6 protein-coding genes are annotated in these 11,388 nt (G+C 72.4%); all 6 read right to left on the bottom strand.

Annotated elements, in window-relative coordinates; all coding sequences use genetic code 11:
• Positions 1 to 23: 23 nt before the first annotated feature.
• The 6 genes from ACH4S8_RS32775 to ACH4S8_RS32750 all read right to left on the bottom strand — a co-directional run bounded on the left by ACH4S8_RS32775 (position 24) and on the right by ACH4S8_RS32750 (position 11,222).
• Positions 24 to 1,229 carry a DNA polymerase III subunit delta' gene (locus tag ACH4S8_RS32775; RefSeq protein WP_398400549.1) on the bottom strand — a complete coding sequence of 402 codons (1,206 nt, stop codon included), beginning with the start codon at positions 1,227 to 1,229 and terminating at the stop codon, positions 24 to 26.
• Positions 1,230 to 1,553: 324 nt separating this feature from the next.
• A complete protein-coding gene (gene tmk, locus ACH4S8_RS32770; RefSeq protein ID WP_398400547.1) occupies positions 1,554 to 4,901 on the bottom strand; it encodes a dTMP kinase in 3,348 nt (1,115 codons plus the stop codon).
• A gap of 176 nt (positions 4,902 to 5,077) precedes the next feature.
• Positions 5,078 to 7,876, bottom strand: coding sequence for a type I DNA topoisomerase (gene topA / locus ACH4S8_RS32765; protein WP_398400545.1), 2,799 nt, complete (start codon positions 7,874 to 7,876; stop codon positions 5,078 to 5,080).
• Between the two features lie 248 nt (positions 7,877 to 8,124).
• Positions 8,125 to 8,322 (bottom strand): hypothetical protein, encoded by a 198-nt coding sequence (locus ACH4S8_RS32760; protein WP_398400543.1) that lies wholly within the window; start codon positions 8,320 to 8,322, stop codon positions 8,125 to 8,127.
• Positions 8,323 to 8,877: 555 nt separating this feature from the next.
• On the bottom strand, positions 8,878 to 10,407 hold the full coding sequence (locus tag ACH4S8_RS32755; protein WP_398400541.1) for a methyltransferase: 1,530 nt from the start codon (positions 10,405 to 10,407) through the stop codon (positions 8,878 to 8,880).
• Positions 10,408 to 10,625: 218 nt separating this feature from the next.
• Positions 10,626 to 11,222: a small secreted protein gene (locus tag ACH4S8_RS32750; protein ID WP_398400539.1), complete on the bottom strand. Its 597-nt coding sequence runs from the start codon at positions 11,220 to 11,222 to the stop codon at positions 10,626 to 10,628.
• Positions 11,223 to 11,388 lie beyond the last annotated feature (166 nt).

The following is an 11,388-nucleotide window of genomic DNA, read 5'->3' as shown; positions in this document are numbered from 1 at the left end:
GTGGGCGCCACGGAGCCGTCCGGTCAGCCCGCGCGGAGCGCCATCGTCATCGCCTCCACCGCCAGCAGCGGAGCGACGTTGCGATCGAGGGCCTCACGGCACGCGGCGATCGCGTCGATGCGGCGCAGGGTCGACTCCGGCGAACTGCCGCCCGCCAGCCGCTCCAGCGCGTCCTCCGCCTCCACGTTGGCGATGGCCAGGCGGGAGCCGAGCTGAAGGGCCAGCACGTCGCGGTAGAAGCCGGTGAGGTCGATCAGGGCCAGATCCAGACTGTCGCGCTGCGTACGCGTTCTTCGGCGCTTCTGCCGGTCCTCCAGCTCCTTCATGACGCCCGCCGTGCCCCGTGGCATCCGGCCGCCCTGAGCCGCGCCGAGCGCCGCCTTCAGCTCCTCGGTCTCCTTGACGTCGACCTCCTCGGCGAGCTGCTTCGCGTCCTCCGCGGCGGTGTCGATCAGCTCCTGGGCGGCCTTGAGGCAGCCGCCGACGTCGTCGATCCGCAGCGGGAGCTTGAGGACGGCGGCACGGCGCTGCCGGGCGCTCGGGTCCGTCGCGAGGCGACGGGCCCGACCGATGTGACCCTGCGTGGCGCGCGCGGCGGCCGCCGCGACGGCGGGCTCGATGCCGTCACGGCGGACGAGGATGTCGGCGACGGCGTCCACCGGCGGGGTACGCAGCGTGAGCAGCCGGCAGCGGGAGCGGATGGTGGGGAGCACGTCCTCGATGGACGGCGCGCACAGGAGCCAGACCGTGCGGGGAGCGGGTTCCTCGACGGCCTTGAGCAGGACGTTGCCCGCGCCTTCCGTCAGACGGTCCGCGTCCTCCAGGACGATGACCTGCCAGCGGCCGCCCGCGGGGGACAGCTGGGCGCGCCGGACCAGGTCACGGGTCTCCTTGACGCCGATGGAGAGCAGATCGGTACGGACGATCTGCACATCGGCGTGGGTGCCGACCAGGCTCGTGTGGCAGCCGTCGCAGAACCCGCAGCCGGGGATCCCGCCGAGCGCACGGTCGGGGCTCACGCACTGCAGGGCGGCCGCGAACGCGCGCGCGGCCGTGGAGCGGCCCGAGCCGGGCGGGCCCGTGAACAGCCAGGCGTGCGTCATCTTGGACGCCTCGGGAAGCGGGGCGTTCGCGGCGACCGCCGTGACGAGGGCGTCGGCGTCCCGGGCAGCGGCGGCGAGTTGCTCGCCCACCTTCTCCTGGCCCACCAGGTCGTCCCACACAGGCATGGGCTCCGCCCTCCGTCGCACTTTGTCTCGCGTCGTCCATTGTGCGGGTCGCCACCGACAACGGGGCACACCCGGCCGTTCACCGACCTCTGACCGGGTCGGCCGTGCGGACCGAGCCGGCCGAGCCGGACCGGGGTCGTCGGCCGCCGGCCACGGGCCACGGGCCCGCCGGACATCGACCGGCGGACCCGGGCACGAACCCCGGGTCCGAGTCCGGCCGTCAGGCGCCGGCCGGCCGGCGCGGACCGTCGCCCGCCACGGGCGAAGGCCACCGCCCGGTGACCGCCCCTCCGACTGCCCTGGCGATCAGCCGTCAGGGCAGTACTAGCGTCGCCGCCCGCCTCGACCGCGCCCGCGGCCCTCGTCCCAGTCGTCCTCGTCCTCGCCCTCGCGCGGGCCCAGCAGTTCGTCCGCCAGGGTCGGGAGATCGTCGAGCGGGGTCTCCTCGGCCCAGTCGGGGCGGGGCCTGCGGCGCGGGGCGCCCGTCTCGTCCACCTGCGGCAGTTCCCGCGTGCGGTCGGAGGGACCCTCGGGCCCCGGCGCCGGCCGCTCGTCGCGGAAGAAGCCCCGGGGCATCCGGTCCGCGGGGTCGCCGGGCGGCCCGTCGGCCCTGGTCTCCGCGCCCCTGTCCCGTACCGGAGGAAGGACGGCCGTCTCGTCGGCAGCGCCCGGACCCGGGGTGACGGGCGGCAGCACCGCCGTCTCGTCCGCCGCCCCGCCCGGAACCGGCGGCTTCGGCAGCGTGGCCGTGTCCTCGGTCTCGGAGCGGGAACCCGGACGGGTGCCCGAGCGGCGCTCGTCCGGTCGTACGGGCGGAAGCACGGCGGTCTCGTCGGCCGCCGCCGGATCGGTGACGACGGGCGTGGGAACCGTCGTCTCGTTGTCCGGAACGGAAGCCGCCACGGCCCACGACGGCGTGGACGCGGAACGGGAAGCGGACGCGGAGGACGACGGCGAGGACGTCGAGGCCCCGCCGGTGTCCCGTCCCGTCCCCGCAGCGGGCTCCGGCCTCTTCGGGCCGCCGGCCCTCGGAGCGGTCCCGGCGCCCGACACCGCGGCGTCGGCCGAAGCCGCCGCGGCGGCCGAAGCGGCGGCGGCCTCCGCGGCGATCCGCCGGGCCTCCTCGGCCCTCAGCAACGCCTCCTCGGCCTTCCGCTGCTTCTCCAGACGGCGCGCCTCGGCCTCGGCACGCAGCCGCGCCTCCTCCTCGGCCTGTCTGCGCGCCCGCTCCTGCTCCGCGGCGCGGGCCTCCTCCTCGGCGAGAAGCCGGGCCCGCTCCTCCTCGGCCCGGCGGCGGGCCTCCTCGGCACGCTGCCGGGCCTCCTCCGCCTGGCGCTCGGCCTCACGCCGCTGGGCCTCTTCCAGCTCCCGCTGCTTGCGCTCCTCCTCCTCGGCGCGCAGCTTGGCGAGCTGGGCCTGACGCTCGCGCTCCAGACGCTCCTCCTCGGCCTTGCGCGCGGCCTCCTCCTCGGCCTTGCGCCGGGCCTCCTCCTCGGCCGCCCTGCGCGCCTCCTCCTGGGCCTTCACCTCGGCCTCGGAGAGGGGCAGCATGACGTCGAGGCGGTGCCGTACGACGGTGGTGACGGCCTCGGGCTCCTGCGCGGCGTCGACGACCAGGTAGCGGCTCGGGTCGGCGGCGGCGAGCGTCAGAAAACCGGAGCGCACGCGCGTGTGGAACTCGAGCGGCTCCGACTCCAGCCGGTCGGGCGCCTCGGTGAAGCGCTCTCGGGCGGCCTCGGGCGACACGTCCAGCAGAACGGTCAGATGCGGTACGAGCCCGTTCGTCGCCCAGCGGTTGATGCGGGCGATCTCCGTGGGCGACAGGTCGCGGCCCGCGCCCTGGTAGGCCACGGACGAGTCGATGTAGCGGTCGGAGATGACAATGGCGCCCCGCTCCAGCGCGGGACGGACGACCGTGTCGACGTGCTCCGCGCGGTCGGCGGCGTACAGCAGGGCCTCGGCGCGGTGCGAGAGGCCCGCGGACGACACGTCGAGGAGGATCGAGCGCAGCCGCTTGCCGACGGGCGTGGCGCCCGGCTCACGGGTCACCACGACCTCGTGGCCCTTGGCCCGGATCCAGTCGGCGAGGGCCTGCGCCTGGGTGGACTTGCCGGCCCCGTCGCCGCCCTCCAGGGCGATGAAGAAGCCGTTCGTCGCGGGCACCTGCGACGGGTCGTCACCGCCGCGCAGGGCGTCCAGCAGGTCCTTGCGCAGCGGCACGCCGGAACGGTCGTCGACCTTGGCGAGCACCAGGGCGGCGACGGGCAGCAGGAGCGCGCCGACCAGCATCAGGGTGAAGGCGGCGCCGCCGTGCGCGAACACGAACTTGCCGCTCTCCAGGCGGTGCGGGCCGATCGCGGCGGCCACCAGCGGCGCCACGATCGCACCGACCGCGACGAAGACCCGTACGACCGCGTGCAGGTGTTCGGTCGTGCGGGCCCGCCGGTAGTCCTCGGTCTCCTGGTCGAGCAGCGCGTGCCCGGTGTTCGCGGCGACACCCGCGCCGAGGCCGGCGAAGGTGAGGAGCAGCAGCACGGTGGTGACGTCCGGGACGAGGCCGGCGGCCAGCAGCATGATCCCGGTGAAGGCGATCGCGAGGGCGAGGAGCCTGCGCCGCGACAGCGACGGGAGCAGGGAGGGCGCCGTGCGGATGCCGGCGACGACGCCGCCGGTCAGGGCCAGCACCAGCAGCCCGTACAGCACCGGGCCGCCGCCCAGGTCGATGGCGTCCAGCACGGAGACGGCGACGGCGGCCGAGATCGCCCCGGCGACGGCCGCGCAGGCCGGCACCAGGAGCGGGATCGCGCCGGTGCGGCCCTTGTCGCCGCCGGTGCCCGTCTTCGGGCGGCGCAGTCCTTCGAGCGGCGACCGCGCGCGCGGGGTGCGGGCGTCGGGCAGTTCGAGGAAGGCGACCACCGACAGGGAGGCCGCGAACAGTCCGGCCGCCACGTACGAGGCGAGCGCCGCCTGGTGCAGGTGGAACCAGTCGATCCCGGCGCCCAGCATGTTGCTGACGAGGGAGACGACGACCAGGGTGAGGGCGGCGAGCGGCAGCGCGACGAACGCGGTCCGCAGGGACAGCCGTCGCAGCGCGTCCATGTGGTCCGGCAGGGGGCGCACGGTGGCGCCCTCCAGCGGTGGCGCGGGCAGCAGTGCGGGGGCCGCGCTCTCCCGGCACACCGTCCAGAACCGCTCGGCGACCCCGGACACGAAGACGATGACCAGGAGCACGGCGAGCGCGTTGTCCGGGGTCCAGTCGATGAACAGGGGCGCGACGATGAGGAGCACGGCCCGCAGGCCGTCGGCCCCGAGCATGGTCCAGCGCCGGTCGAGGGGCCCGTCGGGTGAGGTGAGCGACGTCAGGGGGCCGAGGAGCACAGCCCCGAAGAGCAGCGTCGCGAGGACACGGGCTCCGAAGACGGCCGCCACGGCGAGGGCGGCCCCGCGGACGCCGCCGCCGAAGGAGCCCTCGGAGATCGCCGCCTGGAGGGCGAGGACGACCAGGACGAACAGGGCCAGGGCGTCCGCGACACCTCCCACGAGGTGTGCGCTCCACAACCGCTTCAGCTGCGGTTGACGCAGCAGGGCGCGGACGGCACGCTCGCGCGAATCCGCGACCAGGGCTTCGTCGGGGGCCCAGTTGTGGGCCGTTGGCTGCTCGGCTCGCGTCATCCTGCCAGCCTATCCGGACCCGCTGACTCCCTGGAGGCGTGCCCGAACAAACGGACGCCCCCACACCAAATGGTGTAGGGGCTTCCGCTCTCTGACGGGTCCGGACGATCTCCGACAGGTCCGGCCGGTGGCTCGGCCTTCGCGGGCCGCAGACCCGGCCCGGGCCGGCCGGTGACTCAGCCTTCGGAGGCCGCCGTCTTCTTCGCGGCGGTCTTCTTGGCGGGTGCCTTCTTGGCAGCCGTCTTCGAAGCCGTCGTCTTCTTGGCGGCGGTCTTCTTGGCCGGCGCCTTCTTCGCGGGCGCCTTCTTCGCGGTCTTCTTGGCCGGGCCCTTGGCGCGCTTCTCGGCGAGCAGTTCGTAGCCGCGCTCCGGCGTGATGTCCTCGACGCTGTCGCCGGAGCGCAGGGTCGCGTTCGTCTCGCCGTCGGTGACGTACGGGCCGAAGCGGCCGTCCTTGACCACCACCGGCTTCTCGCTGACCGGGTCGGTGCCCAGTTCCTTCAGCGGCGGCTTGGCGGCCGCGCGGCCCCGCTGCTTGGGCTGGGAGTAGATCTCCAGCGCCTCTTCCAGCGTGATGGTGAAGAGCTGGTCCTCGGCGGTGAGCGACCGCGAGTCCGTGCCCTTCTTCAGGTACGGACCGTAGCGCCCGTTCTGCGCGGTGATCTCGACACCCTCGGCGTCCGCGCCGACGACGCGCGGCAGCGACATCAGCTTGAGGGCGTCCTCCAGGGTCACCGTGTCGAGCGCCATCGACTTGAACAGCGAGGCGGTACGCGGCTTGACGGCGTTCTTGCCCGTCTTCGGGGTGCCCTCGGGGAGCACCTCGGTGACGTACGGGCCGTAGCGTCCGTCCCTGGCGATGATCTGGTGGCCCGTCTGCGGGTCGGCACCGAGCTCGAAGTCACCGCTCGGCTTGGCGAGCAGTTCCTCCGCGAGTTCGACCGTCAGCTCGTCCGGGGCCAGGTCCTCGGGCACGTCGGCGCGCTGGTGGTTCTCGGCGTCCTTCTCCCCGCGCTCGACGTACGGGCCGTAGCGGCCGACGCGCAGCACGATGTCGTTGCCGACCGGGAACGAGGACACCTCACGGGCGTCGATGGCGCCCAGGTCGGTGACGAGCTCCTTGAGACCGCCCAGGTGGTCGCCGTCGCCGTTGCCGGCCTCGGCGGCACCGGTCGCGTCGCCCTCGCCGAAGTAGAAGCGCCTGAGCCACGGCACGGCCTGCGCCTCACCGCGGGCGATGCGGTCGAGGTCGTCCTCCATCTTGGCGGTGAAGTCGTAGTCGACGAGCCGCCCGAAGTGCTTCTCCAGGAGGTTGACCACGGCGAACGACAGGAAGGAGGGCACCAGGGCCGTCCCCTTCTTGAAGACGTAACCGCGGTCGAGGATCGTGCCGATGATCGACGCGTACGTCGACGGGCGGCCGATCTCGCGCTCTTCGAGCTCCTTGACCAGGGAGGCCTCGGTGTAGCGGGCCGGCGGCTTGGTGGCGTGGCCGTCGACCGTGATCCCCTCGACGGACAGCGGGTCGCCCTCGCCGACCTGCGGGAGGCGGCGCTCACGGTCGTCGAGCTCGGCGTTCGGGTCGTCCGCGCCCTCGACGTACGCCTTCAGGAAGCCGTGGAAGGTGATCGTCTTGCCGGACGCGCTGAACTCGGCGTCCCGGCCGTCGGCGGAGGTGCCGGCGATCTTCACGGTGACGGAGTTGCCGACCGCGTCCTTCATCTGGGAGGCGACGGTCCGCTTCCAGATCAGCTCGTACAGCCTGAACTGGTCACCGGTCAGTCCCGTCTCGGCGGGGGTGCGGAAACGGTCGCCCGAGGGACGGATCGCCTCGTGCGCCTCCTGCGCGTTCTTGACCTTCCCGGCGTACGTGCGCGGCTGGGCCGGCAGGTAGTCGGCGCCGTACAGCTGGGTGACCTGGGCGCGGGCGGCCGTGACCGCCGTGTCCGACAGGGTCGTGGAGTCCGTACGCATATAGGTGATGAAGCCGTTCTCGTACAGCTTCTGCGCCACCTGCATGGTCGCCTTCGCGCCGAAGCCGAGCTTGCGCGAGGCCTCCTGCTGGAGCGTCGTCGTGCGGAACGGCGCGTACGGCGAGCGGCGGTAGGGCTTGGACTCGACCGAGCGGACCGCGAAGTTCGTGTCCGCCAGGGCGGCGGCGAGCGCGCGGGCGTTCGTCTCGTCCAGGTGGAGCGTGTTCGCGCTCTTGATCTGGCCGAGCGAGTCGAAGTCGCGGCCCTGGGCGACGCGCTTGCCGTCGACCGAGGTCAGGCGCGCGACGAGGTTGGACGGGTCGCTGGCGTCACCGGTGCGGCCGGTGCCGAAGGTGCCGGTCAGGTCCCAGTACTCGGCGGAACGGAAGGCGATGCGCTCGCGCTCCCGCTCGACGACGAGCCGGGTCGCCACGGACTGGACGCGGCCGGCCGACAGCCGCGGCATGACCTTCTTCCACAGGACCGGCGAGACCTCGTAGCCGTAGAGGCGGTCGAGGATGCGGCGGGTCTCCTGCGCGTCGACCATGCGCTTGTTCAGTTCGCGCGGGTTGGCGACGGCGCTGCGGATCGCGTCCTTGGTGATCTCGTGGAAGACCATCCGGTGGACGGGAACCTTGGGCTTCAGGACCTCCAGGAGGTGCCAAGCGATGGCCTCGCCCTCGCGGTCCTCGTCGGTGGCGAGGAAGAGCTCGTCGGAGTCCTTCAGCAGGTCCTTGAGCTTCTTGACCTGGGCCTTCTTATCGGCGTTGACCACATAGATCGGCTGGAAGTCGTGTTCGACGTCCACACCGAGGCGGCGGACCTCACCGGTGTACTTCTCCGGCACCTCCGCGGCGCCGTTGGGGAGGTCGCGGATGTGCCCGACGCTCGCTTCGACGACATAGCCGGGGCCCAGGTAGCCCTTGATCGTCTTCGCCTTGGCAGGCGACTCGACGATGACGAGTCGGCGGCCGCCGTGTGCGGTGTCGCTGGTCGGGGACAACTTCGCTCTTCTCTCCGGTCGACGCGGAATCTCCTCGGGGCTTGGCTCCCGAGGGGTCGGGTCATGCTGACGCTGCGGAGTGTGACGGTACATCCCGCCCCCGTGTCAAACGGGAAAAGCCCGCAACGGCCACTCGAACGGTAACCCGACTACCGCCATTCCTGCCGCCCGGAGTGTCGACCTGCCCTTCCGGGCCTATCCGGAGGGTAACTTTCCAGTTACCGGAGCCGCAGTCCTCACGCGCGGTCTCACACGCGCGTGAAGCACCACGCTCCGAGCGTCAGCGCACCGCTTCCGGCGAGGCTCGCGAGGGTCGCCGATGCGACGCGGTTCACACCGTGGGCGACCGGCTCACCATGGCGCACCCGGACCACCGTCCAGGCCAGGATTCCGCCCCCGAACAGGGAGAACACCAACCCCGCGAAGATCGCCGGCCCGCTTTCCATGGCTCTGTCCTTTCACCCCGGGACCTCAGGTTCGGGAGGCTGACACGTCCCGGCAGCCGACGTACGAACCCACGGTGAACGCCGGGCGTCCGGCGTCCCATGAGGCACCCACCCCGCACCCGGCACCGCGGTCCACCCCACCGTCCCCTTCCCTCCCGGCGCGCCCCCCGGTACTCCCGACTGTGGCGAATCCGTCGTCGCCCCTGGAGGAACGGGGTCGCACCACAGGCAGGCCTGGAGACGGGACGGGGACTGCGCGGAAACGGGAACGGGAGCAGAAACGGGTACGGGTGCGGGAACGGGGACAGCGGCGAAAGAGAAACCGGAGGGGGAAGCAGGCACGGGGAGGGAGACGGATACGGAGAAGAGCATGGGCCACGAGGAGGGACACGTGCGCGGCTCTTCGGATGTTGGCCGGTTTCCCCTCCCGACCACCCGATCCGATGTCCGGCGGAAGGCGCGCGGGGACGGCGGGAGACCCTCCGGTGGCGGCCCGGCGGGCCGGGAAACCGGAGGACCAGCGGGCCGGGAAACCGGAGGTCCCCGGTGTCGCGGCTACTCGACCGGCTCCAGGAAGCCCTGCTCGACCAGCAGACGGATCTGCGCGGGTGTCCGGTCCCGCAGCAGCACCGGGTCCTCGCCGACCAGTTGGGCGATGGCGTCGAGGATCCGCCCCGCGCTCAGCGTGCCGTCGCACACGCCGGCGAAGCCCGCGCCGACCGTGTCCACCTTGGTGGCCCGGCGCATTCCCCGGTGCTGACGCAGCACCACGTGCTCCGGGTCCTCGGCGCCGGGCAGCCCGACCTGCTCCTGCACGACCTCCGCCACGAGTCTGAAGTGCCCGGCGAGCAGACCCGCGTCGTCGTGCCGTCTCAGATAGTCGACCCGGTCGAAGTGCTCGCGCACGGCGTCGCCGAGCGGCTGCTCGACGGAGTGCGGCCACTCCTCGACGGTGATCGAGGGCTCGGCCGCCGCCGTCCGGCGGAGCGTGATCCATCCGAAGCCGACGGCCTTCACCTTGCGGGCCTCGAACTCGTCGAGCCACGCGTCGTACCGCGCCTGGTAGTCGGCCGGGTCGGCCCGGTGGTCGCCCGAGTCGCGCAGCCACAGCTCCGCGTACTGCGTGATGTCCTGCACCTCGCGCTGCACGATCCACGCGTCACAGCCTCGCGGCACCCAGGAACGCAGCCGGTCCTGCCAGTCCTCGCCCTCCACGTGCTGCCAGTTGGCCAGGAACTGGGCGTACCCCCCTTCGTTCAGCCGGTCCCCCGCCTCCTGAACGAGCGTGCGGCACAGATCGTCCCCGCCCATGCCGCCGTCGCGGTACGTCAGCCGGGCGCCCGGCGAGATCACGAACGGCGGGTTCGAGACGATCAGGTCGTACGTCTCGTCGGCGCGGACCGGCTCGAAGAGGGAGCCCTGGCGCAGGTCGGCGGCCGGGGCGCCGGAGAGCGCGAGGGTGAGCGCGGTGATGTCCAGCGCACGGGGGTTCAGATCGGTCGCCGTCACCCGCGTGGCGTGCTGCGCGACGTGCAGGGCCTGGATTCCGGAGCCGGTACCGAGATCGAGCGCAGAGTCGACGGGTGTCCGCACGGTGATGCCGGCGAGGGTCGTGGAGGCGCCCCCCACTCCGAGGACGACACCCTCCTCCCGGCTGCCGATACCGCCCGCACCGCCGACGGCGCAGCCGAGGTCGGACACGATGAACCAGTCCTCGCCACCAGGCCCGCCGTAGGGCCGGATGTCGACGCTCGCCGCGACCTCGTCCCCGCCCGTCCGGGTCAGCCAGCCGCTCTCCAGGGCGTCCTCGACGGGCAGCACGTTCCTCACGCGCGCGTGAGGAACGGGCTGCTGCAGCAGGAACAGCCGTACGAGCGTCTCCAGCGGTGTGTCCCCACGGGTCGCCCGGAGGGCGGGCACGGTCTCGCTGCGGGCCAGTGCCGCGTACGCGGGGGCGCCGAGCAGGTCGAGGAGGCCGTCCGCGGTGAAGGAGGCGTCGAGGAGGGCGCTCCGCAGCCGGGCGGCGATGTCGGCACGATCGGACGAGGGCAACGGTGACAGGCTGGTGTGACTCACGCCTCCCATTGTGTCCGCTGTCGCCCATCGGCACCCACACCTGTGGACAGAGCCGCGCCCTGTGGACGACGGGCGCGGCAGGCGCGGTGCACACCGGGTCCGGCAGCACGCCGGGCAGGCCGAGAGCCCGGCGCGTGTACGTACCGGGCCCTCTTCGGTCCTGTGGACGAACTCAGCCGTCGACCGGTGCCGTGGACGGCTGAGCGTCGGCCGCCTTGCGGGTGGTCTCAGCCGTTGGCCGCCGTCGAGGCCCCGGACGCCGACTTGCAGCTCTCCTGCTGCGCCATCGCCTTGCCCACGTCGCCCTCCTCCAGCTGCTTCAGGGCGTCACTCCCGCTCTGGCTCAGCTTGCCGAGCTGGGTGGCGATGCCCTTGAGGCCCTCGGCGAACTTGGCCTGGTCCTTGGTGTCGAGCTTGGCGACCTGTGTCTTCAGGTCGGCGTACGACGCCGAGATGGTGTTGAGCTCCTTGACCGCGTTGGCCTGCTTCGTCTTGCCGTCCTGGACGTCCGGCGGTCCCGCGTTGTCGACGGCGCCGCCGATCGCCTTGTACGCGTCGGACATGTCCTGGAAGGCCTGGGCGTCGGTCTTCTGGACAGCCTCCGGCGTGCTGTTGTCCGAGGTCTGCTTCTGGATCGCGGCGTTCGCTTCCTCGATCTTCTGCGCCTGCGGCTTCACCGCGTCACAGACCTGCTTGGCCCAGGAGTTCAGCTTGTCGTTGCCGTTGTCGCTACTGCTGCTGCATCCCGACAGAGCGATCACCAGTACCGCACCGCCGGACAGTACGGCCGCGAGCTTCTTGTTCACCGGTTTGGTCCCTTCCATGGCTCTCGGCCCCGGAACATACACGCCATGCGGGCGACACCCACATGGCGTGTGTCCGGTAAGACGCCTATTGAAGCCATTTGCACCAAGCGAGAGAAGGCTCACGACAGCGGCGCGAACACACGCGGGGCGGGCGTACGGCGCGTCAACACGCGCCGTACGCCCG

Origin of the sequence: Streptomyces sp. NPDC021080 (assembly GCF_044333225.1) — a bacterium.
Taxonomy (GTDB): Bacteria; Actinomycetota; Actinomycetes; order Streptomycetales; family Streptomycetaceae; genus Streptomyces.
The sequence above is the reverse complement of the archived record's forward strand: the minus strand, read 5'-3'. Positions and strand labels throughout refer to the sequence as shown.

Coding starts and splice junctions, on each gene's coding strand:
- tmk (WP_398400547.1), bottom strand. CDS start 4,901: ATGACGCGAGCCGAGCAGCCAACGGCCCACAACTGGGCCCCCGACGAA.
- ACH4S8_RS32750 (WP_398400539.1), bottom strand. CDS start 11,222: ATGGAAGGGACCAAACCGGTGAACAAGAAGCTCGCGGCCGTACTGTCC.
- ACH4S8_RS32760 (WP_398400543.1), bottom strand. CDS start 8,322: ATGGAAAGCGGGCCGGCGATCTTCGCGGGGTTGGTGTTCTCCCTGTTC.
- ACH4S8_RS32755 (WP_398400541.1), bottom strand. CDS start 10,407: ATGGGAGGCGTGAGTCACACCAGCCTGTCACCGTTGCCCTCGTCCGAT.
- ACH4S8_RS32775 (WP_398400549.1), bottom strand. CDS start 1,229: ATGCCTGTGTGGGACGACCTGGTGGGCCAGGAGAAGGTGGGCGAGCAA.